Source organism: Paracoccus denitrificans (genome assembly GCF_900100045.1).
GTDB classification, from domain to species: Bacteria; Pseudomonadota; Alphaproteobacteria; order Rhodobacterales; family Rhodobacteraceae; genus Paracoccus; species Paracoccus denitrificans.
Genome location: NZ_FNEA01000008.1, coordinates 35,576 through 56,044, shown reverse-complemented (window position 1 = coordinate 56,044; position 20,469 = coordinate 35,576). Strand labels below are relative to the sequence as shown.

Annotated in this window: 20 protein-coding genes; 7 read left to right on the top strand and 13 right to left on the bottom strand. The window is 67.9% G+C overall.

Annotated elements, in window-relative coordinates; genetic code table 11:
• Nucleotides 1–4: 4 nt before the first annotated feature.
• Nucleotides 5–661, bottom strand: a complete 657-nt coding sequence (locus BLT64_RS08465) for a peroxiredoxin (RefSeq protein ID WP_011749031.1) — start codon at nucleotides 659–661, stop codon at nucleotides 5–7.
• A gap of 161 nt (nucleotides 662–822) precedes the next feature.
• Between BLT64_RS08465 and BLT64_RS08460 the strand changes: the two genes are divergently transcribed.
• From BLT64_RS08460 to BLT64_RS08450, 3 genes are all read left to right on the top strand, one after another.
• Nucleotides 823–2,274, top strand: coding sequence for an aldehyde dehydrogenase family protein (locus BLT64_RS08460; protein WP_011749030.1), 1,452 nt, complete (start codon nucleotides 823–825; stop codon nucleotides 2,272–2,274).
• Nucleotides 2,275–2,361: 87 nt separating this feature from the next.
• Nucleotides 2,362–3,099, top strand: a complete 738-nt coding sequence (locus tag BLT64_RS08455) for an SDR family oxidoreductase (protein ID WP_011749029.1) — start codon at nucleotides 2,362–2,364, stop codon at nucleotides 3,097–3,099.
• 29 nt (nucleotides 3,100–3,128) lie between these two features.
• Nucleotides 3,129–3,974: an ureidoglycolate lyase gene (locus tag BLT64_RS08450; RefSeq protein ID WP_011749028.1), complete on the top strand. Its 846-nt coding sequence runs from the start codon at nucleotides 3,129–3,131 to the stop codon at nucleotides 3,972–3,974.
• A 40-nt stretch (nucleotides 3,975–4,014) separates the two neighbouring features.
• Here BLT64_RS08450 and BLT64_RS08445 read toward each other — a convergent pair whose 3' ends face one another.
• The 10 genes from BLT64_RS08445 to efp all read right to left on the bottom strand — a co-directional run bounded on the left by BLT64_RS08445 (nucleotide 4,015) and on the right by efp (nucleotide 14,042).
• Nucleotides 4,015–4,737, bottom strand: coding sequence for a GntR family transcriptional regulator (locus BLT64_RS08445; RefSeq protein ID WP_011749027.1), 723 nt, complete (start codon nucleotides 4,735–4,737; stop codon nucleotides 4,015–4,017).
• 43 nt (nucleotides 4,738–4,780) lie between these two features.
• Nucleotides 4,781–5,791, bottom strand: coding sequence for an aldose epimerase family protein (locus BLT64_RS08440; RefSeq protein ID WP_011749026.1), 1,011 nt, complete (start codon nucleotides 5,789–5,791; stop codon nucleotides 4,781–4,783).
• Nucleotides 5,788–6,630 carry an SMP-30/gluconolactonase/LRE family protein gene (locus tag BLT64_RS08435; protein ID WP_011749025.1) on the bottom strand — a complete coding sequence of 281 codons (843 nt, stop codon included), beginning with the start codon at nucleotides 6,628–6,630 and terminating at the stop codon, nucleotides 5,788–5,790. Before BLT64_RS08435 ends, BLT64_RS08440 begins: the two co-directional genes overlap by 4 nt.
• Nucleotides 6,627–7,229, bottom strand: a complete 603-nt coding sequence (locus BLT64_RS08430) for a 2-dehydro-3-deoxy-6-phosphogalactonate aldolase (RefSeq protein ID WP_011749024.1) — start codon at nucleotides 7,227–7,229, stop codon at nucleotides 6,627–6,629. The genes BLT64_RS08435 and BLT64_RS08430 overlap by 4 nt, the downstream gene beginning before the upstream one ends.
• On the bottom strand, nucleotides 7,226–8,128 hold the full coding sequence (locus tag BLT64_RS08425; protein ID WP_011749023.1) for a 2-dehydro-3-deoxygalactonokinase: 903 nt from the start codon (nucleotides 8,126–8,128) through the stop codon (nucleotides 7,226–7,228). Before BLT64_RS08425 ends, BLT64_RS08430 begins: the two co-directional genes overlap by 4 nt.
• Nucleotides 8,125–9,309 (bottom strand): multiple monosaccharide ABC transporter permease, encoded by a 1,185-nt coding sequence (gene mmsB, locus BLT64_RS08420; protein WP_011749022.1) that lies wholly within the window; start codon nucleotides 9,307–9,309, stop codon nucleotides 8,125–8,127. Before mmsB ends, BLT64_RS08425 begins: the two co-directional genes overlap by 4 nt.
• The gene (mmsA, locus tag BLT64_RS08415; RefSeq protein ID WP_011749021.1) at nucleotides 9,302–10,876 is read right to left on the bottom strand and encodes a multiple monosaccharide ABC transporter ATP-binding protein; all 1,575 of its coding nucleotides are present in this window, start codon (nucleotides 10,874–10,876) and stop codon (nucleotides 9,302–9,304) included. The genes mmsB and mmsA overlap by 8 nt, the downstream gene beginning before the upstream one ends.
• 59 nt (nucleotides 10,877–10,935) lie before the next feature.
• Nucleotides 10,936–12,000, bottom strand: coding sequence for a multiple monosaccharide ABC transporter substrate-binding protein (gene chvE / locus BLT64_RS08410; protein ID WP_011749020.1), 1,065 nt, complete (start codon nucleotides 11,998–12,000; stop codon nucleotides 10,936–10,938).
• A gap of 257 nt (nucleotides 12,001–12,257) precedes the next feature.
• A complete protein-coding gene (locus BLT64_RS27815; RefSeq protein WP_011749019.1) occupies nucleotides 12,258–13,391 on the bottom strand; it encodes a GNAT family N-acetyltransferase in 1,134 nt (377 codons plus the stop codon).
• Between the two features lie 87 nt (nucleotides 13,392–13,478).
• Nucleotides 13,479–14,042 carry an elongation factor P gene (gene efp / locus BLT64_RS08400; protein ID WP_011749018.1) on the bottom strand — a complete coding sequence of 188 codons (564 nt, stop codon included), beginning with the start codon at nucleotides 14,040–14,042 and terminating at the stop codon, nucleotides 13,479–13,481.
• 347 nt (nucleotides 14,043–14,389) lie between these two features.
• On the opposite strand from efp, the gene BLT64_RS08395 reads away from it, so the two are divergent.
• Together BLT64_RS08395 and BLT64_RS08390 are read left to right on the top strand one after the other, a co-directional pair.
• A complete protein-coding gene (locus BLT64_RS08395; RefSeq protein ID WP_024842734.1) occupies nucleotides 14,390–14,710 on the top strand; it encodes a DUF6280 family protein in 321 nt (106 codons plus the stop codon).
• Nucleotides 14,711–14,858: 148 nt separating this feature from the next.
• A complete protein-coding gene (locus BLT64_RS08390) occupies nucleotides 14,859–15,290 on the top strand; it encodes a hypothetical protein (protein ID WP_041529995.1) in 432 nt (143 codons plus the stop codon).
• Nucleotides 15,291–15,302: 12 nt separating this feature from the next.
• Here the strand turns inward: BLT64_RS08390 and BLT64_RS08385 are convergent, their stop codons facing one another.
• Together BLT64_RS08385 and BLT64_RS08380 are read right to left on the bottom strand one after the other, a co-directional pair.
• On the bottom strand, nucleotides 15,303–16,019 hold the full coding sequence (locus BLT64_RS08385; protein WP_011749015.1) for an LrgB family protein: 717 nt from the start codon (nucleotides 16,017–16,019) through the stop codon (nucleotides 15,303–15,305).
• Nucleotides 16,016–16,369 carry a CidA/LrgA family protein gene (locus BLT64_RS08380; RefSeq protein WP_011749014.1) on the bottom strand — a complete coding sequence of 118 codons (354 nt, stop codon included), beginning with the start codon at nucleotides 16,367–16,369 and terminating at the stop codon, nucleotides 16,016–16,018. The genes BLT64_RS08385 and BLT64_RS08380 overlap by 4 nt, the downstream gene beginning before the upstream one ends.
• Nucleotides 16,370–16,522: 153 nt before the next feature.
• On the opposite strand from BLT64_RS08380, the gene BLT64_RS08375 reads away from it, so the two are divergent.
• Together BLT64_RS08375 and BLT64_RS08370 are read left to right on the top strand one after the other, a co-directional pair.
• Nucleotides 16,523–19,966, top strand: coding sequence for a chromosome segregation SMC family protein (locus tag BLT64_RS08375; RefSeq protein ID WP_041529994.1), 3,444 nt, complete (start codon nucleotides 16,523–16,525; stop codon nucleotides 19,964–19,966).
• A gap of 45 nt (nucleotides 19,967–20,011) precedes the next feature.
• Entirely contained in the window at nucleotides 20,012–20,464 is a 453-nt protein-coding gene (locus BLT64_RS08370; RefSeq protein ID WP_011749012.1) for a YbjN domain-containing protein, read from the top strand.
• The last annotated feature ends 5 nt before the right edge of the window (nucleotides 20,465–20,469 follow it).

Here is a 20,469-nt window from a genome sequence, read left to right as displayed (position 1 = left end):
GGCCTTACGCCGGATCCTTGGCAAAGCGCAGATAGGGCAGTGCCTTGTTCAGCTGGCCGTATTTCGCCTCGGCCGCCGCGTCGTCCAGCGCCAGCGCGACGATCACGTCCTGGCCCGGCACCCAGTTCGCGGGAGTGGCCAGCGGCACGCCGTCGGTCTTTTGCACCGCATCCAGCGCCCGCAGGATTTCGGCAAAGTTGCGGCCGACCGACATCGGATAGGTCATGGTCAGCCGCACCTTCTTGTCCGGGCCGATGATGAAGACGGTCCGCACCGTGGCCGAATGCTGCGGCGTGCGGCCCTCGGTCGGCAGGTAGTAATCGGCCGGAAGCATGTCATAGGCCTTGGCGACCTTGAGGCCGGTGTCGTCGATGATGGCGAAATTCGCCGGCGTGCCGGCCACCTTTTCGATATCGGCCTTCCATTTGCCGTGGTCCTCGACCGAATCGACCGAGACGCCCAGAACCTTGGTGCCGCGCTTCTCGAACTCGGGGATCAGCTGTGCCACGACGCCGAATTCCGTGGTGCAGACCGGGGTGAAATCGCGCGGATGAGAGAACAGGACCGCATAGCTGTCGCCGATCCAGTCGTGGAAACTGATCTGGCCCTCGGTCGAGTTCGCGGTGAAATCCGGGGCGGTGTCGTTGATGCGCAGGGACATGTCGGATCCTTTCGGTTGATCTCAGGCGCCAAGATAGGCATCCGCGGCGGATTGTCCAACTCGATCTGTTCAGTCGTGATAAAATCCACCCCTGCTGCCGCTTGCAGCCCGGTCCCGCGGGTGCCAGTCTGCGGGCCAATCGCAGATCAAGGGAGGCTCGGATGAGCGGACTTGCCGACAAGCGGAAATTCTACATCAACGGCCAATGGGTCGCGCCCAGCCAGCCGAACGACCTTGAGGTCATCGACCCCTCGACCGAAGAGCCGGTTGCGGTCATCAGCCTGGGCGGCCAGGCCGACACCGATGCGGCGGTGGCCGCGGCCAAGGCGGCCTTCCCGGCCTGGGCGGCCACGCCCCCGGCCGAGCGGCTGGCCCATGTCGAAAAGATCCTGGAGATCTACAAGCGCCGCGCGCCCGACATGGCCGCCGCCATCAGCGCCGAGATGGGCGCGCCGCAGGACATGTCGCTGAACGACCAGACCGCCGCCGGCAGCTATCACATCGAGACCTTCATCGAGGCGTTCAAGGGTTTCGAATTCATCCGCCCGCTGCGTCCCGACACACCGACCAGCATGGTGGCATGGGAGCCGGTCGGCGTGGTCGGGTTGATCACCCCCTGGAACTGGCCGATGAACCAGGTCACGCTGAAGGTGATCCCGGCGCTGCTGGCCGGCGATACGGTGGTGCTGAAGCCCAGCGAGATCGCGCCGCTGTCCTCGATCGTCTTTACCGAGATCGTGGACGAGGCCGGGTTGCCGCCGGGGGTCTACAACATGGTGAACGGCGATGGCGTGGGCGTGGGCTCTCAGCTTTCGGTGCATCCCGACGTGGACATGATCAGCTTTACCGGCTCGACCCGCGCCGGCATCGCCATCACCAAGGCCGCCGCGGACACGCTGAAGAAGGTGGCGCTGGAACTGGGCGGCAAGGGTGCGAACCTGGTCTTTGCCGATGCCGACGAAAAGGCGGTGGTGCGCGGGGCGCGGCATTGCTTCTACAACAGCGGCCAAAGCTGCAACGCGCCAACGCGGATGCTGGTCGAGCGGTCCTTCTATGAGACCGCGGTCGAGCAGGCCCGCAAGGTGGCCGAGGAAACGGCCGTGGCAAGCGCGCATCAGCCCGGGCGGCATATCGGCCCAGTGGTCAGCAAGCAGCAATGGGACAAGATCCAGGATCTGATCCAGAAGGGCATCGACGAAGGTGCGCGCCTGGTCGCCGGCGGCCCCGGCCTGCCCGAGGGCGTCAATCGCGGCTATTTCGTGCGCCCGACGGTCTTTGCCGATGTCACCAACGACATGACCATCGCCCGGCAGGAGATCTTTGGCCCGGTGCTGTCGATCATCCCCTTCGACAGTGAGGAAGAGGCGGTCGGGATCGCCAACGACACGATCTATGGCCTGACCAATTACGTCCAGACCGGCGACGGTGCGCGCCGCAACCGGCTGGCGCGGCAATTGCGCGCCGGCATGATCGAGACGAATGGCCAAAGCCGCGGCAGGGGCTCGGCCTTCGGCGGCGTCAAGGCGTCCGGCCGGGCGCGTGAGGGCGGCGTCTGGGGGCTGGAGGAGTTCATGGACAGCAAGCAGATCAGCGGCTGGGACCCGGAAGCGTGATCCGTGGGGCCGCCTTTCGGGCGGCCCTTTTCCTTGCGGGGTCATGCCGCTAGCATCCGCGCCATGAAGGGCGAGGGGGCGCGAAAGATGAAAACCATCCTGATCACCGGCGGCGGCAGCGGTATCGGCCGGCTGACCGCCCGGCGGTTCCTGGAGGCCGGCTGGCGCGTCGGGCTGATCGGCCGGCGCGAGGCGGCCTTGGCCGAGACGGCGGCGGGCCACCCGGATGCGCTGGTCCTGCCTTGCGACGTGACGGACGAGGCGGCGGTCGATGCCGCCTTTGCCCGCGCGGTGGCGGAATGGGGACGGCTGGACGTGCTGTTCAACAATGCCGGCGCCATCCTGATCTCGCGCCTGATCGACGAGATTTCCTGGCAGGAATGGCGCGACATCGCCGGGGTGAACATCGACGGCATGTTCCTGTGCGCCCGCGCCGCCTTTCGCCAGATGCGGCGGCAGCAGCCGATGGGCGGGCGGATCATCAACAACGGCTCGATCGCGGCCGAGGCACCGCGTCCCGGCTCGGTGCCCTATACGGTCTCGAAACATGCGGTGACGGGGTTGACGCGGACGCTGGCGCTGGACGGCCGCCCCTATAACATCGCCTGCGGCCAGATCGACGCCGGCAATGCCGCGACCGAGATGATATCGGCCGTGGCGACGCAGGGCGCGCCGCAGGCCGACGGCTCGATCCGGCCCGAGCCGGTGATGGATGCGGCGAACGTGGCCGAGGCGGTGCTGCACATGGCCAGCCTGCCCGAAGGCGCCAACGTGCTACATATGACGGTGATGGCGACCAACATGCCCTTTGTCGGGCGCGGCTGAACAGTCTTGGACATGCGAAAGGATAAGGGATGAAACTGCTGCGCTATGGCCCGCCGGGCCGGGAAAAGCCGGGGCTTCTGGACGGCGAGGGCCGCATCCGCGACCTGTCGGCCCATGTCGCCGATATCGCCGGCGCGGTGCTGGAGCCCGAGGGGCTGGCCGGGATCGCGGCGCTGGACCTGGACGGGCTGCCCATCGTCTCGGGCCAGCCGCGGCTGGGGCCCTGCGTGGGCCAGGTGCCGAAATTCGTCGCCATCGGGCTGAACTATGCCGACCATGCCGCCGAGGCCGGGCTGCCGGTGCCGGCCGAACCGGTGGTGTTCAACAAATGGACCAGCTGCATCATCGGCCCGGACGACGACGTGGTGATCCCGCCGGGCGCGCAAAAGACCGATTGGGAGGTCGAGCTGGGCGTGGTCATCGGCGCCCGCACGAGCCATGTGTCCGAGGCGATGGCGCTGGAGCATGTCGCGGGCTATTGCGTGGTCAACGACGTGAGCGAGCGCGAATGGCAGGCCGAGCGCGGCGGCACCTGGGACAAGGGCAAGGGGTTCGACACCTTCGGCCCGATCGGTCCCTGGCTGGTCACGCGCGACGAGGTGCCCGATCCGCAGGCGCTGGAGCTGTGGCTGGAGGTGGACGGGCTGCGTCGCCAGCAGGGTTCGACCGCGACGATGATCTTCGGCGTGGCCGAGATCGTGGCCTATTGCTCGCGGCTGATGACGCTGATGCCCGGGGATGTAATCACCACCGGCACGCCGCCCGGCGTCGGCATGGGCGCGACGCCGCCGGTGTTCCTGCGGGGCGGCGAGGTCATGCGGCTGGGCATCGAGGGTCTGGGCGAGCAGCGCCAGAGGGTGCGGCGCAGCGACTGACGGCGCGGGTGCCGGAGTATTTGCAGAACGAAGAAGGCCGTCAGGCTTCGGCGGCCAGCGTTTCCGCCAGCGTGTCGGTCTTGGTGAAGTAGTCCGGCGACAGCCGCAGCACCCCCGGCAGGTCCAGCAGAACGCGGCGCAGGTGCTGGCGGATGGCGGCCTCGGCGCGGTCGGGGTCGCCCGCGGCGATGGCCTCGGCCACGTCGCGGTGCTGGGCCAGCATGGTGTCCTTGGGCGTCATCGCCGTCAGCAGGTGGCGGGCGCGGTCGAGATGCATCTTCATCTGGTGCAGGTGGTTCCAGACCATCGCCTTGCCGGCGATCCCTGCCAGGGTGGCGTGGAATTCCTCGTCCAGCTGCGCCAGTGCCGCCGGCTCGGTCTCGGCCTCCTGCCGGGCGATCTGGCGGGACAGCGCCTCGCGGTCCTGCGGTTGCGCGCGGGCGGCGGCCAGGCGCGCGATGTCGGATTCGACCGATTCGCGGATGAAGCGCGTGCAGAGCACCCATTCCATGTCGATGCGGGTGACGAAGGTGCCGCGCTGCGGCCGGACCTCCAGCAGCCCCTCTCCGGCAAGGCGGATGAAGGCTTCGCGCACCGGCTGGCGCGACAGGGCGCATTGGTCGGCGATCTCCTGTTCGGAGAGGCGCGTGCCGGGCGGCAGTTCGCCGCGGATGATGCGCTGGCGCAGGCGGGCGTGCAATTGCGCCGCGAAGGGCGCTTGCCCGCCCGTGGCGGATAGGGCTTCGGTCGATGCGGGGTCCATGAATCCTCCCTGAACCCGCATTAGTTCTATCCTTGATCTTGCGTCAACCTTTCGGGCTGCGGCAAAAGCTCATCACCGTGCTTTGGCGGTAGAGCTCGCCCGGCCCCAGCAGCGCCGAGGGATAGTCGGCATGGTTGGGCGCATCGGGCCAGAGCTGCGATTCCAGCGCGATGCCGGCATGGCGGCCATAGGGCCTTCCGTTTAGGCCCGGCGCGCCGGGCGCCAGATGCTCGCCGGGATAGACCTGGAGCCCCGGCTCGGTCGAGCGCAGGCTCATCATCAGCCCGCCCGCCCGGAGCATCGCGACCTTGCGCGGCATGATCCGGCGCCGGGACGAGACGCAGAGGTTGTGGTCGATGCGCGGCCCGCCCAGCCGTTCGCCCAGGGCGACCGGGGCGCGGAAGTCCAGATGCGTGCCCTGGACCGGGGCGGGGTCGCCCAGCGGGATCATGTCCCCGTCCACCGGCAGATAGGTCTCGGCCGGGATGGCCAGCCGGTGGTCCGACACGGTTTCCGCGCCGTCGAGGTTGAAATAGCTGTGCTGGGCGAAATTGCAGAAGGTGGCCTCGTCCGAGGTGGCGAGGATCGTCAGCATCAGGGTCGGGCCGGGCAGGATGGACCAGGTGGCGCGGATCAGCATGGCGCCGGGAAAGCCCATATGCCCCGCGGGCAGGTAATCGGCCAGCGCCACCGAGCTTTCGTCCCAATCGGCCAGCATCCAGTTGCGGGTGCCGCAGCCGTCATGGCCGCCGTGCAGCAGATGGCGCCCGTCCTGGTTGCGATCCAGTTGCAGATCCTGCCCGTCGATCACGGCGCGGCCATGCGCGATGCGGTTGGCATGGCGCCCGACCACAGCGCCGAAATAGCGGCCTTCGTCCAGATAGGGCTCCAACCGGGGAAAGCCCAGCACCAGCGAATGCCCCACCCCAGACAGCCGCAGATCCTGGAGCGAGGCGCCCAGCGTGATGATCGAGGCCGTCAGCCCGTGGCCCGAGATCGTCGCCTGCATCACTGGCCGGCCATCGGGAAGCATGCCGAACTTGCGGGGCATCATGCCTTGACCCGCGGCTCTGGCCGGCCCCGGGTGCCCGGATCCAGAAGCCAGGTGCGGCCATCCTCGGGACCGTGCCGGCCCTCGGCGGCGCTGGTCACGATTAGCTGCGAAAGATCCGGGCCGGCGAAGGCCGGGCAACTGGGCTGGCTGGCTGGCAGGGTCAGGCGGCGAAGCAGGCTGCCGTCCGGGGCATGGCAGGCGACCGAGCCGCTGCCCCAGCGCGCGTTCCAGAACCGGCCCTGCTCGTCGGTGACGGCGCCGTCGGGGAATTGGTCGGTGCCGGCCAGGTCCAGGAAGACGCGGGCCTCGGTGCGGGGCCAGCCCCGCTCGTCCAGGTCCTGCGACCAGACAGTCTGGGCGGCGGTGTCGGCGAAATAGGCCCGGCGCCCGTCAGGAGAAAAGCAGATCGCGTTCGGGATGGACATGTTTCCCCGCAGCAGGCGTAGCTCTCCTTCAAGATACCGATAGATCGCGCCTTTTCCAGCCTTGGCATCGCGTGCCATCGTGCCGAGCCAGAAGCCGCCGAAAGGATCGGCCCGCCCGTCGTTCGAGCGGTTGCCGGGCCGGTCGGCTTCCAGTGCGACCAGCCGTTCCTGCCGGCCGTCGCGCAGGTCGAAGCGGATGAGCGCGGTTTCGCTGGCGATCAGCAGGTGGTCGCGGTCGATCCAGCCGGCGGCCGAGACCATCTCGTCGAAGCGCCATTCCAGCTCGGCCCCGTCCTGCCGCGACAGGAGCCGGCGGCCGAGGATGTCGAACCAGAAGGGCTGGGCGCGCTCAGGATGCCAGAAGGCGCCTTCGCCCAGCTCGCAGATGCGGGGGTCGAAGACCTGTGCGCTCATGCGCAGGCCCGCAGCGCCGCCACGATTTCGCGCGCGCGGGCGCCAACTGTCTCGGGCCCGTCGCCGGGACGATAGAGCGCGCTGCCGATGCCGAAGCCCTGCGCCCCGGCGTCCAGCCATTCGACGAAATTCCCCGGGCCGGCACCGCCCACGGCATAGACCGGCAGGTCGGGCGGCAGTACCGCGCGCAGCGCCTTCAGCATGCCGGTGCCGGCCTGGTCGGCGGGAAACAGCTTCAGCCCGGTCGCACCGGCGGCGATGGCGGCAAAGCATTCGGTGGCGGTAAAGACGCCGGGCCAGGATTGCAGGCCGCGCGCCCTCGTCTCGCGGATCACCGCCGGATCGGTGTTGGGTGAGACGATCATCCGCCCGCCCGCATCGGCCACCTGCGCGACCTGGTCCACCGTCAGCACGGTTCCGGCGCCGATGGTCGCCTGTCCGTCCAGTGCCGCTGCCATCAGCCGGATGCTGTCCAGCGGATCGGGCGAGTTCAGCGGCACCTCGATCCGGTCGATGCCGGAAGCGACCAGGGCGCGGGCGACGGGCAGGGCCTCGGCCGGGGTCAGGCCGCGCAGGATGGCGATGATGGGCTGGGTCATGTGTCCTCCGGCAAGTCGAGGCGGGCGGCGGCAAGGCCGGCCAGGACCAGGGCGCTTGCGTCTTTCTGGCATGTCCTGGCGCCCGCTGCCAGCAGCAGGGTTTCGTAAAGCCGCGCCAGATCCGGCGCGCCGACGATCACGGTCGGGGCGTCCTGCCAGAAATCCCGCGCGGCGGCCAGTTCGGCGCCGATGAGCAGGCCCGAAAGCCGCCCCGCCGCCTGCTCCGGCGCGAGGCCCCGCAGCAGGGCGGCGGCGCGCAGGGCAAACAGCCCCGATTGCGCGGCATGGGGATCGGCCAGCGCCTGGGCCCCTGCCTGGACAACGGCCGTCGGGTCGGGTCGCGCCGTGCCGATGGTCAGCCGCAGCACCGATTGGCCGGCAAGCAGCGCGAAGATCTCTCCGGTCATGAAGCTGCGAAAGCGTTCGACCCGGCCCCGCGACAGGCGGACCCATTTGCTGTGGGTGCCGGGCAGGCAGAGCGCGCCCTCGAAATCCGGGTGCCCGGCCAGGAAGCCGGCGATCTGGGTTTCCTCGCCGCGCATGACGTCGGGCGGCTCGGCCTGCGACAGGCCGGGCAGGATGCGGACATCCAGCCGCGGGTCGCGGGTGGGAATGCTCGTGGCGCGGCGCGGGTCGATGGGCGGGCAGGGGATGGCGCGATAGCTCGCCTCGGCCCAGCCGCCGCGGGCGCCGACCATGCCGCAGGCGACGACGCGCATCCGGCCGGTCGCGGGCAGCCAGTCGGCGATCAGGTCGAGCAGCGCCGGCTCGAATTCCGTAGGCGTCAGCGCGCTCATGCCGCGATCCGAACTGCGGGCGCCCAGCGGCTGCGCATCCCGCATGGCCCAGGCGCGCAGCCTTGTGGTGCCCCAGTCGACGGCGATCCAGTTGGGGGTCACGACTTGCTCTTGTTCGACACGTCGAAGATCACCGCGGCCATCAGCACCAGCCCCTTGATGACCTGCTGATAGTCGATGCCGATGCCCAGGATGGACATGCCGTTGTTCATCACCCCCATGATGAAGGCGCCGACGACCGCGCCGATCACCGTGCCGACGCCGCCCGCCATCGAGGCGCCGCCGATGAACACCGCCGCGATCACGTCAAGCTCGAACCCCACGCCGGCCTTGGGCGTGGCCGAGTTCAGCCGGGCCGAGACCACGATCCCGGCCAGCGCCGCCAGCATCCCCATGTTCATGAAGGTCAGGAACACCACTCGCTCGGAATTGATGCCCGACAGCTTGGCGGCCTTGGCATTGCCGCCGATGGCATAGATGCGCCGGCCGATGGTGGTGCGTTCGGACACGAAGGCGTAAAGCGCGACCAGCACCGCCATGACCATGAAGACGTTGGGCAGGCCGCGGAAATTCGCCAGCACCCAGGTCATCCAGACCAGCGCCAGGAAGATCAGCGCGTTCTTGGCGGCGAAAAAGGCGAACGGCTCGTCCACGATGCCCACCGCCTCCTCGCGCTTGCGGCCGCGGATCTGCAGCCACAGGATCGCCAGCGCTGCGCCCCAGCCCAGGATCAGCGACAGCGTGTTGGGCTTGTCCGGGCCGAAGAGGTCGGGAATGAACCCCGAGGCGATCATCTGGAATTCGCGCGGAAAGGGGCCGATCGACTGGCCTTGCAGGATCCACATGGTCAGGCCGCGGAACACCAGCATCCCGGCCAGGGTGACGATGAAGCTGGGGATCTTCCAATAGGCGATCCAATAGCCCTGGATGCCGCCGATCACCGCGCCTGCGGCCAGGCTCAGCACCACGACGACCGGGATCGGCAGGCCCAGCCGGACGATCATCAGCGCCGAAAGCGCGCCGACGAAGGCCGCGACCGAGCCGACCGACAGGTCGATATGGCCGGCGACGATGACCAGCAGCATGCCGACCGCCATGATGACGATATGGCTGTTTTGCAGGAACAGGTTGGTCAGGTTCACCGGCCGGAACAGGATGCCGCCGGTCACTACCTGGAAAAAGGCCATGATGACGATCAGCGCGAAAAGGATGCCGTATTCGCGGATGTTGCGGCGGATGAAGCCGAAGGTGTCGCCGCGGCGGTCGGTGGTGGTGTCAGACATGGGCGGCCTCTGCCTCGATTTCCTCGGGGGTGACGGTTTCGTCGGTCAGGTCGTGGCCCGAGCGGATGATGACCTGCATGATGCGTTCCTGCGTCGCCTCGGCCGTCGGCATCTCGCCGACCAGCCGGCCCTCGTTCATCACCAGGATGCGGTCGGTGATGCCCAGAAGCTCGGGCATTTCCGACGAGATGACGATGATCGACTTTCCGGCGGCGGCCAGATCGCGGATGATGGTGTAGATCTCGTATTTCGCGCCCACGTCGATGCCGCGCGTCGGTTCGTCCAGGATCAGGATTTCGGGCTCGGCGAACAGCCATTTCGCCAGCACCACCTTTTGCTGGTTGCCGCCCGACAGGTTCATCGTGCGGCTTTCGACCGAGGGCGAGCGGATGTTGATCCGCTGGCGATAGTCGCGCGCCACCGCCCCCTCGCGCTGGCGGTCCACCACGCCGCGGGTCGAGATGCCGGCAAGGTTCGCCAGCGGGATGTTGCGGCGGATCGTGTCGTCCAGCACCAGGCCCAGCGACTTGCGGTCCTCGGTCACATAGGCAAGGCCGGCGCGGATCGCGCGCGGCACGGTGGACAGGTCGGCCGGCTTGCCGTGCAGCGTGACCGAGCCGGATTTCCAATCGCCCATCGAGCGGCCGAACAGGCTCATCGCCAGTTCGGTGCGGCCAGCCCCCATCAGGCCGGCGATGCCCAGAACCTCGCCGCGCCGCAGGTCGAAGCCGGCGCCCTTGACCAGCAGGCGGCCGTCGCGCGCCGGATCGGCGACGGTCCAGTCGCGCACCTGCATCACCACCTCGCCGACCTTCGGCTGGCGCGACGGATAGCGGTCGCTCATCGAGCGGCCGACCATGTCGCGGATGATGCGCGATTCCTCGACCATGCCGTCGTGATGCGCCACCGTCGCGCCGTCGCGCAGCACGGTGATGCTGTCGCAGACCTGGCTGATCTCGTTGAGCTTGTGCGAGATCAGGATCGCCGTCATGCCCCGGTCGCGAAATCCGGCAAGCAGGCGCAGCAGCGCATCGCTGTCGTTCTCGTTCAGGGACGAGGTCGGCTCGTCCAGGATCAGCAGGTCGACCTTTTTCGACAGCGCCTTGGCGATCTCGATCAGTTGCTGCTTGCCCATGCCCAGGCTGCCGACCTTGGTTTCCGGGCTTTCGCGCAGGCCCACCTGGGCCAGCAGCTCGGCGGTGCGGCGGTTGGTCTCGCGCCGGTCGATGATGCCGCGCGTCGCGATCTCGTTGCCCAGGAAGATGTTCTCGGCAATGGACATCTGCGGCACCAGCGCCAGTTCCTGGTGGATGATGACGATGCCCTGTTCCTCGCTGTCCCTGATCGAGCGATTGGCCACGGGCCGGCCGTCATAGAGGATCTCGCCCTGATAGCTGCCATGCGGATAGACGCCCGACAGCACCTTCATCAGCGTGGATTTCCCGGCGCCGTTCTCGCCGACCAGTGCGCGGATCTCGCCGCGCCGGACGGCCATGTTGACATTGTCGAGGGCCTTCACGCCGGGGAATTCCTTGGTGATCCCCCGCATTTCCAGAATCGCGTCCATGGCCACCCCTTGCGGTCACGCGGATCGCGCCGCCGCAAGAAACCTGCGGCGGCACCCGGTCACTTCAACTGGTCCTCGGTATAATAGCCCGAACCGACCAGCACCTCTTCGAGATTCCTTTCGGTCACGGCCACCGGCTCCAGCAGATAGGAGGGCACGGTCTTGACGCCGTTGTCATAGCTTTCGGTATCGTTCACCTCGGGCTCTTCGCCCTTCATCATGGCGTTGACCATGCCGACGGTGACCTTGGCCAGCTCGCGGGTGTCCTTGAAGATGGTGGAGTATTGCTCGCCGGACTTGATCGACTTGACCGACTGGATCTCGGCGTCCTGGCCGGTCACGATGGGCATGGCCAAGTCGCCCGAGCCGTAGCCGACGCCCTTCAGCGACGACAGGATGCCGATGGACAGCCCGTCATAGGGCGACAGAACCCCGTGCAGCGGCTTGTCGGTGTAGTTCGCCGACAGGATGTTGTCCATGCGTGCCTGGGCCGTGGCCGGATCCCAGCGCAGCGTGCCCACCTTGTCCATGCCCATCTGTCCCGAGGCGATCACGACCGAGCCGTCGTCGATCAGCGGCTGGAGGACCGACATGGCGCCGTCATAGAAGAAATAGGCGTTGTTGTCGTCCGGGCTGCCGCCGAACAGCTCGACATTCCAGGGCTTCATGTCCGGAAAGCGTTCCTTCAGCCCGTCGACCAGCGTGGTCGCCTGTTCCACCCCGACCTTGAAGTTGTCGAAGGTGGCGTAATAGTCGATGTCGGGTGTGTCGCGGATCAGCCGGTCATAGGCGATGACCTTGATGTCGGCGGCCTTCGCATTGGCCAGCGCGTTCGACAGCGTGGTGCCGTCGATGGCGGCGATCACCAGCACATTGACGCCCTTGGTGATCATGTTCTCGATCTGCGCCAGCTGGTTGGGGATGTCGTCGTCGGCATATTGCAGGTCGGTCTGGTAGCCCGCGTCCTGGAACTGCTTGACCATGTTGTTGCCGTCGTCGATCCAGCGCGCCGAGGTCTTGGTCGGCATCGAGATCCCGACCATGCCCTCGGCCACGGCGATGCCGGGCAGCGAAAGCGCCGCCGCCGAGGCCAGAGCCAGGGCGTATTTCCTCAGGTTCAGCATGTTTCCTCCCTGTCGATATTGCCCGGGTGGCGGCCGCCTCCACGGCATGGCCCAGCCGGTGCTCCCCCTTCTTGCGCGGCGCGGAAAAATCGGGCCTCCGAGCCGCGGCGGCGGTTGCGAACCGCCAGTCCGACCGTGAGGCTAGTCCTGGGTCATATGTCCGTCAATTATGCAGAAAGTGAGTTTGCATATCGAAACTGATATGAAGGTTTGCGCCAACATGAGCGGCATCCGGTTTGCAGGCAAGGCAGCGTGGTTCAGGCGTCGGCGCGCAGATCGGACCAGTCGGGATGGCGGTCGAACTGGGCGCGCACATAGCTGCAGGCCGGCACGATCAGCACGCCGCGCGCCCGTGCATCCGCCACCAGCCGCCGCACCAGCGCGGCGGCGGCGCCCGAGCCGCGCATGGCGTCGGGCGCATAGGTGTGGTCGGCGACGATGATGCCGGGGCCGCCGGCGCGCCAAGTCAGTTCGGCCTCGCCCTCGATTCCGGGCAGGGTGACGACATAGCGGCCGGAACTGCCGTAATCCTCATGCGCGACATGAATGGTCGGTTGCACCATGGTTTCCTCCGTCACTTCGCCGCCATCATGCATGACGGTTGTAATCCGGCCCATCCCCGCTTGGTCGCGACGTTGCGGCCCGGGCGCGTAGCGGTCGTCGGGGCTGGTGCTCCGGCCCTGCTGTGGGCGGGGATCCGGCGCCAGGATCCGGCGCAGTTCGGGCGAAAACGGCCCGGCGAGGCGTTCGAGCCGGGCGATATCGACCTTGATGCCGCCCATGCGGTCCTTGACGGCACGCAACCCGGTGCGGTGCCAGCATCCGTCCTGCCACCGCTCGATCTCAAGATAGTTCGAGCCGCTGTCGAGCGGCAGGCGCAGGTGCCGGTCAAGGCGCAGATAGGACTGTGCCGCGGTATCCTTGCGCGCGCTGTCGACCGGACGCAGTTCGCGACCGGCCCGCGGATGCGCATGGGCCTTACCCAGCATCGCGGCCAGTTCGTCGAGCATGCGGCGCGAGATCTGGCCGGGAACCGGCGTCGGTTCGGCGGTGTCCGCCTCGGTTGCCGGGCCGGATGCTTGCGCCGGCGATCCGGCGGCTTGGGACCAATTGCCCAGGACCGCGATGCGGGCGGCCAAGGTGCGGGCTGCGGCATGGCCGGCAGGCGGGCCGGTGGCGATCAGCCCCTCGCCGCCGCCGACGGTGGGCGCCAGCCCGGCCCGGATCATCTCGTGCATGATGTTCTCGAGCCGACCGAGCCGCGCGATCGCCTCGTCCATGGCGGCGCGGGCCTGGTCCAGCCCATCGGCATCGGGGAAAGTGCGGCGAAGCCGGGTGACTTCACCGTTGCCGGGACCGCCGTTTTCCGCCTTTCCGGACGCCTTTGCCATCCCGTCCCATTGCCAGTTCGACACCGCGTTGCAGGCGATCCTATGCCCGCACGCGGCGCTTGGCCATATGCGGCATGGCAAGCCGGGTCAGGCGCGTTCGGAATACTCGAACAGTTCGGTATTGACGACGATATCCTCGTCCGCGCCGACGAATGGCGGGATCATGATGCGCAGCCCGTTGTCCAGGATCGCCGGCTTGAAGCTTTTCGCGGCGGTCTGGCCGTTCAGTACCGGCTCGGTCTCGGCCACGCGGCAGATCACCTTCTGGGGAATGCGCACCGACAGCGCCTCGTCGCCGTAATATTCGACAGCGGCCACCATGCCGTCTTGCAGGAAAGGCCGCCGCTCGCCCAGGAGATCGGCGTCAAGCTCGGTCTGCTCGAAGGTCTCGCTGTCCATGAACACCAGCTTGCCGTCCGATTCGTACAGGAATTGCTGGTCCTTGGTCTCCAGATGGACCTGCTCGACCTTGTCTTCGGAACGGAATCGTTCGTTCAGTTTGCGCCCGTCGCGCAGGTTCTTCAGCTCGACCTGGGCAAAGGCGCCGCCCTTGCCGGGCTTGACGTGGTTCACCTTGACCGCCGCCCACAGCCCGCCGTCATGATCCAGCACGAAGCCGGGCTTGATTTCATTGCCATTGATCCTGGCCATTTGGGATTACCTTGAAAATATTAGGGAATTTCCGACGGTCCGGGGGTTGAACCGGGATTGCGCGCACCTATATCCATTGCCGTGCCTCAAGGCAACCGAAAGGCGTTTCGTGCGTTGTCAAGGGTGCCTGCGAATTTCCGCATGTCGCAAGAACGTTGCTTTTGGCAGCTATTCAACGTATCTGCCGGGGTTTGCATGCCATGCATGGCGGTCATGCGGCGGGAGGCATACCGAATCACGGCACCGATCGGCTAAGCCGGCCAGTGCCGCCTATGAGGCAGGATGATGCAGCAACCTTGGCATTGGTCAAGGTGCGGGGGCACCGCAAGAAAAACAGGATAATGATGATGCGCGATTTCGTGGATGGCTCGGCTTTCAATTTCGAACAGGGACAGCGGGCCCGCAAGCTTTTTGCGGCCGTTGTGCTGGCTGCGCTGGACGATGCGATCGCCGATGACAAAAAATACGGCAACGGGCCCGATCAGATCGCACGTTGGGCACGCTCGCGCGACGGGCGCGAGGTGCTGTCCTGCGCCGGGATCGATCCGAACGAGCGTGTCGTGAAGGGGCTGATGGAATTCGTGGCCAAGGGCGTACGCACCTCGGTCGCGCTGTCGCGCGAGGAAAGCGAGCGCCGCCACGCCGCCGAAGAGGCCGACGCAGCGTAAGCGCGTCCGCCGCGCATTGGCTGGGCCGTCCTGCGGGGCGGCCTTTTTCGTTGCGGGCGGTGGCCGCTATGCAGGACGGGGCTGACATTGGCATTTGCTGCCTGCCGTCATGCCAAGCACCCAATCTCTCTGGTGGCAGGAACGGGAAATGATCAACGCCTATACAGCCGGGGCAAGCCTGTTGCGCGTGAAGGGCATGACCGTGGGGCTGGTGGCCATGCTCAGCGGCATTGCCTCGAATCCGGCCTATGCGAACATGGTTTCCACGATTCAGACGCCACCGGAGCAAGGGATTGAAGAACTGTCCAACGCCCAGTCCCTCCATGAGCTTTCTCTGGCGAACTTCATCGCGAGCAACTGCCGGATAGAAGGCGTCGGTGCCGGCGATGCGGCACTGATCGCCGGCACTGCTCAGGCCGTTGCCGGCCACATGGGCCTGAGCATGGACGACTACTTTTCGAACTTTCTCCAGCCTGCCTTGAACAAGGTCAGCATGCCCGACGCCTGCGACAAACATGCCGAGGCGACGCGCGACATCGCCCTGAGGCTGAAAGAACTGGGCGGCGCGGTCATCGAGTGAGGGGCGGGCGGCTCAGCGAAACAGATGCAGCGCCAGCGGCGCGATGATCGAGGTCAGCACCGCGTTCAGCCCCATGCCGATGCCGGCGAATGCGCCCGCGGTCTCGTTCACCTGAAAGGCGCGGGCGGTGCCGATGCCATGTGCGGCCACGCCCAGCGAAAAGCCGCGCGCCCGCCAGTCGCGGATCCCCAGCGCATTCAACAGCGGCGTGGCGATGATCGCGCCGAAGATCCCCGTGACCAGCACCAGGACGGCGGTGATCGTGGGCTCTCCGCCCAGCCCCTCGGCGATGCCGATGGCGACGGGCGCGGTGGTCGATTTCGGCGCCAGGCTTGCCAGCATCACCTCGGACAGCCCGAAGGCCCGGCCGATGGCCAGCGCCGAGACCACAGCCGTCACCGAGCCCGCCAGCAGCGCCGCGACCAGCGGCAGCAGCGCCTTTCTGACCCGGCGCAGGTTGTCGTAAAGCGGCATTCCCAGCGCCACCGTGGCCGGGCCCAGCATGAAATGCACGAATTGCGCGCCCTCGAAATAGGTCTGGTAGCTGGTGCCGGTCAGCCCCAGCACGCAGGCCAGCAGGATCACCGCGCAAAGCACCGGGTTGGCCCAGCTTTGCCGGCCCATGGCCCGAAAGAAGGTGTCGCCCAGCCAATAGGCGATCAGCGTCGCCGTCAGCCACAGAAGCGGCCCTTGCGTCAGATAGCTCCAGATCAGCGCCGCGTCGGTCATTCCTCGGGCCCGCCCATCCGTTTCACCACGGCGCGGAACACCAGCGCCCCAGCCGCGATGGCCAGCGCGGTCGATACGGTCAGCGCCAGGGCCACCGCCAGCCCATCGCTACGGAACTGGCCCAGATGCGCCACCACGCCGACGCCCGCCGGCACGAAGAATAGCGACAGATGGCCCAGGATGCCGGTGACCACCGGGCGCAGCATCTCGGCCAGCGCCGGGCGCAGGCTGCAGGACAGGACCAGCAGCAAAAGGCCCAGCACCGGGCCGGGCAGCAAAAGGCCAAGGCTGCGCGTGGCAACCTCTCCGATAAGCTGGAAGACCAGGATGATGGCAAGCGCGGGAATCATGCCGGCCAGATTAGCAGCGTATTTCTTGTGGTGAACCCTTAAATCTTGTGGATAACCGCCGAAGCCCCGCCATATCTGGGGGTTTGTGTTGACTTGAGGCCCAGGATCGCCAAAAATCCGGGGGATTTGAACGATCTTCGTGGACCCTTCGCATTGCGCTTTGACCGCCTGCGCCTCAATGGTTTCAAAAGCTTCGTGGACCCGACCGACCTGGTCATCCACGAGGGCCTGACCGGCGTGGTCGGCCCGAACGGCTGCGGCAAGTCGAACCTGCTCGAGGCGCTGCGCTGGGTTATGGGCGAAAACCGGCCCACCGCCATGCGCGGCGAGGGGATGGAGGACGTGATCTTTGCCGGCACCGCGCGGCGTTCCGCCCGCGCCCATGCCGAGGTCACGCTGACCATCGACAACAAGGCCCGCCTCGCCCCCGCCGGCATGAACGACAGCGATGCGCTGGACATCACCCGTCGCATCACCCGCGACGCCGGCAGCGCCTATCGCATCAACGGCAAGGAGGTGCGGGCGCGCGACGTGCAGATGCTGTTCGCGGATGCCTCGACCGGGGCGCATTCGCCGGCGCTGGTGCGGCAGGGGCAGATTTCCGAACTGATCAATGCCAAGCCCAAGGCGCGGCGGCGGGTGCTGGAAGAGGCGGCGGGGATTTCCGGCCTCTACCAGCGCCGGCACGAGGCCGAGTTGAAGCTGAACGCGGCCGAGGCGAACCTGACGCGGGTCGACGACACGCTGGACCAGCTTTCCACGCAGGCGGCCAGCCTTGCGCGGCAGGCCCGTGCCGCGGCGCGCTATCGCGAGATCGGCGCCGCGCTGCGCCGGGCCGAGGGCGTGCTGCTTTATCGCCGTTGGGCCGAGGCCGATCAGGCCAAGGCAGCCACGGCCGAAGCGCTGCGTGCGGCGATCCGCGCCGCTGCCGAGGCCGAGGCAGAGGCCCGCCGCGCCATCGCCGCCCGCGAGGAGGCCGAGGCGAAGCTGCCGCCCCTGCGCGAGGAAGAACAGGTCGCCGCCGCCATCCTGTCGCGCGCCACCGTCGAGCGCGAGGCGCTGGACGAGGCCGAGGCCCGCGCCGGCCAGGCCATCCAGACGCTTCTGGCGCGGATCGCCCAGCTCGACCGCGACATCGAGCGCGAATCGGCGCTGAACCGCGATGCCGGCGAGGTGATCGAGCGGCTGGAATGGGAACGGCGCGAACTGGAAAAGGCTGGGCAGGGCCATGAGGAACGGTTGGACGCAGCCGGCAATACCGCCGAGGAAGCCGCCGAGGCCCTGCGCGAGGTCGAGGCCAAGCTGGCCGAGTTGACCGACGAATCCGCCCGTCTTGCCGCCCGCCACCAATCCGCCGAGCGGCTGGTCCATGACCTGCGGCAGATGCAGGAGCGCGCCACCCGTGCCGCGCATGATGCCGAGGCTGCGGCCGCCCGCGCCACCGAAGCCGGTGCCGAGGCCGATGCCGCCCGCGAAGCCGCCGAGGAAGCGCAGGAGGAAGCCCGCGAGCGCGTCGAGGCTGCCGAGGAGGCGTTGGCCGACGCCGAGGAAGCCCGCGCCGCGCTGGAGACCGAGGAATCCGCCGCCCGTGCGGCGAGGGCCGAGGCCGAGGGCGAGGTCTCGGCGCTGAGTGCCGAGATGGCGGCGCTGAAGCGGTTGGTGGAGCGCGGGCAGGGCGGCGATTCGATCCTTGACCTGGTGCGGGTCGCGCGCGGCTACGAGGCGGCTTTCGGTGCGGCGCTGGGCGACGATCTGGGCGTCGGGCTGGCCGGCGACGGTTCGGGCTGGCACCTGCTGCCGGCCTATGGCTCGCCGCAGCCGCTGCCTGAGGGCGCCGCTCCGCTGTCGCCGCATGTCGAGGCGCCCGAGGCGCTGGCCCGCCGGCTGTCGCAGGTCGGGCTGGTCGCGGATGCGGCGATGGGCGCGGCGATGCAACCGGCGCTGGCCCCCGGCCAGCGGCTGGTCACGCAGGCGGGTGACCTGTTTCGTTGGGACGGCATGCGGGTGATGGCGGGCGAGGCGGCGTCCTCGGCCGCGCTGCATCTGCAAAAGGTCAACCAGCTTGCCGAACTGACCGAACAGGCCGAGGCGGCGCAGGCCCGTGCCGGGGATGCGCAGGCCGCGCATCAGGCGCTGCGCGACCGCCACCTGGCCGCGACCGAGGCCGAAAAGCGCGCCCGCGACGCAAGGCGCGAGGCCGAGCGCGGGCTGTCCGACGCCGTGCGCGCCGTGACCCGGGCCGAATCCGAGCTTTCCATGGCGCAAAGCCGCGCCGAATCCGCCCGCGCCGAACTGGCCCGGCATCGCGAGGATGCACTGGACGCACGTGCCCGGCTGACCGAGGCCGAGCGGGTGCTGGCCGAACTGCCCGACCGCGGCGCAGCGGCAGCGGCGCTGGAACATGCCCGCACCGGGGTCGAGGCGGCGCGCATCGCCACCCTGACCAGGCGTGGTGCGCTGGACGAGCTGCGGCGCGAGGCGAATGCGCGGACCAGGCGCCTGCAAGAGATCGCCAAGGAGGAATCCGGCTGGCGGCTGCGGCTGGATCAGGCCGGAACCCGTGCTGCCGAACTCGCCGCCCGCCGCGAGCAGGCCGCGGAGGATCTGGAGGAAGCCGAGGCCCAGCCCGAGATCCTGGCCGAGCGTCGCGGCGTTCTGACCGAGGCCGAGGCGCAGGCCGCCGCCCGCCTGTCCCGCGCCCGCGATGCGCTGTCGGCCGCCGATCAGGCGCTGCGCATCGCCGCCGAGACCGAGCGCGAGGCCGAGCGCGCGGCATCCGACGCGCGCGAGACCCGCGCCGCCCGCGAGGCCCGCGCCGAGGCTGCGACCGAGGCCGAATCCACTGCCCGGCTGCGCATCCACGAAGAGCTTGAGGCCACGCCCGAGGCGCTGCTGGAATCTCTGGGCGAGGTCGAGGAGATCGCTCCCGAGGCGCTGGAGGACCAGATCGCCCGGCTGCGCCAGCAACGCGACGCGCTGGGCGCGGTCAACCTGCGTGCCGACGAGGACAAGCGCGAGCTTGAGACCGAGCGCGACCGGCTGGCGACCGAGAAAGAGGACCTGACCGAGGCGATCCGCAAGCTGCGCCAGGGCATCGGCAGCCTGAACCGCGAGGGACGCGAGCGCTTGCTGGCCGCCTTCGACACGGTGAACGCCAATTTCACCACGCTGTTCACGCATCTTTTCGGGGGCGGCGAGGCGCGGCTGGTGCTGGTCGAATCCGACGACCCGCTGGAGGCGGGGCTGGAGATCATGTGCCAGCCTCCGGGCAAAAAGCTCAGCACGCTCAGCCTTTTGTCGGGTGGCGAGCAGACGCTGACGGCGTTGGCGCTGATCTTTGCGGTCTTCCTTGCCAATCCGGCGCCGATCTGCGTGCTGGACGAGGTGGACGCGCCGCTCGACGATGCCAACGTCACCCGGTTCTGCGACCTGATGGACGAGATGACCCGGCGGACCGAGACGCGCTTTCTTGTGATCACGCACCATGCCGTCACCATGTCGCGCATGGACCGGCTGTTCGGCGTGACCATGGTCGAACAGGGCGTCAGCCAGTTGGTCAGCGTCGATCTGAAACGCGCGGAAGCTCTGGTGGCCTGACGCGCAAAGCGGTAATCAGCGCGCGATTCCGTGACGGAGAAAATGATGCGAACCTTGGTTCCCCTTGTGCTGGCGGCGCTGATGCAGGCGCCCGCGGCGCAGGCACAGGTCATGGGCGATCCCGAGGTGATTCGCCTGATGATGATGGATTTCGGCCTGCCGACCAAGCTGACGACCGACGCCGCCGGCGATCCGCTGATCGAAAGCCGCATCGACGGCACCAGCTTTCAGGTCTATTTCTACCAATGCGAAAAGACCTGCGCCGCGATCCAGTTCTCGGCCGGGTTCGATCTGGACGATTCGATGTCCGAAAGCATGGCGAACCGCTGGAACCGCGAAAAGCGGTTCGGCAAGGTCTGGCTGGACGAAACCGGCGATCCCTTCATCGAGATGGATATCGGGGTTGCAGGCGACGGCATCGGACGCAAGAATTTCGACGATGCGCTGGACACCTGGCGCATCGTGCTGAGCGATTTCCGCGACTTCATCGACTGGTAGGAGGA

What these genes read in the sequence shown, in the direction of transcription:
- mmsB (WP_011749022.1), bottom strand. Translation starts at nt 9,309, where the DNA reads ATGTCTGACACCACCACCGACCGCCGCGGCGACACCTTCGGCTTCATC.
- BLT64_RS08445 (WP_011749027.1), bottom strand. Translation starts at nt 4,737, where the DNA reads ATGGACCCCGCATCGACCGAAGCCCTATCCGCCACGGGCGGGCAAGCG.
- BLT64_RS08465 (WP_011749031.1), bottom strand. Translation starts at nt 661, where the DNA reads ATGTCCCTGCGCATCAACGACACCGCCCCGGATTTCACCGCGAACTCG.
- BLT64_RS08430 (WP_011749024.1), bottom strand. Translation starts at nt 7,229, where the DNA reads ATGACCCAGCCCATCATCGCCATCCTGCGCGGCCTGACCCCGGCCGAG.
- BLT64_RS08390 (WP_041529995.1), top strand. Translation starts at nt 14,859, where the DNA reads ATGATCAACGCCTATACAGCCGGGGCAAGCCTGTTGCGCGTGAAGGGC.
- BLT64_RS08460 (WP_011749030.1), top strand. Translation starts at nt 823, where the DNA reads ATGAGCGGACTTGCCGACAAGCGGAAATTCTACATCAACGGCCAATGG.
- BLT64_RS08370 (WP_011749012.1), top strand. Translation starts at nt 20,012, where the DNA reads ATGCGAACCTTGGTTCCCCTTGTGCTGGCGGCGCTGATGCAGGCGCCC.
- efp (WP_011749018.1), bottom strand. Translation starts at nt 14,042, where the DNA reads ATGGCCAGGATCAATGGCAATGAAATCAAGCCCGGCTTCGTGCTGGAT.
- BLT64_RS08450 (WP_011749028.1), top strand. Translation starts at nt 3,129, where the DNA reads ATGAAACTGCTGCGCTATGGCCCGCCGGGCCGGGAAAAGCCGGGGCTT.
- mmsA (WP_011749021.1), bottom strand. Translation starts at nt 10,876, where the DNA reads ATGGACGCGATTCTGGAAATGCGGGGGATCACCAAGGAATTCCCCGGC.
- BLT64_RS08380 (WP_011749014.1), bottom strand. Translation starts at nt 16,369, where the DNA reads ATGATTCCCGCGCTTGCCATCATCCTGGTCTTCCAGCTTATCGGAGAG.
- BLT64_RS08435 (WP_011749025.1), bottom strand. Translation starts at nt 6,630, where the DNA reads ATGAGCGCACAGGTCTTCGACCCCCGCATCTGCGAGCTGGGCGAAGGC.
- BLT64_RS08395 (WP_024842734.1), top strand. Translation starts at nt 14,390, where the DNA reads ATGCGCGATTTCGTGGATGGCTCGGCTTTCAATTTCGAACAGGGACAG.
- BLT64_RS27815 (WP_011749019.1), bottom strand. Translation starts at nt 13,391, where the DNA reads ATGGCAAAGGCGTCCGGAAAGGCGGAAAACGGCGGTCCCGGCAACGGT.
- chvE (WP_011749020.1), bottom strand. Translation starts at nt 12,000, where the DNA reads ATGCTGAACCTGAGGAAATACGCCCTGGCTCTGGCCTCGGCGGCGGCG.
- BLT64_RS08385 (WP_011749015.1), bottom strand. Translation starts at nt 16,019, where the DNA reads ATGACCGACGCGGCGCTGATCTGGAGCTATCTGACGCAAGGGCCGCTT.
- BLT64_RS08440 (WP_011749026.1), bottom strand. Translation starts at nt 5,791, where the DNA reads ATGATGCCCCGCAAGTTCGGCATGCTTCCCGATGGCCGGCCAGTGATG.
- BLT64_RS08455 (WP_011749029.1), top strand. Translation starts at nt 2,362, where the DNA reads ATGAAAACCATCCTGATCACCGGCGGCGGCAGCGGTATCGGCCGGCTG.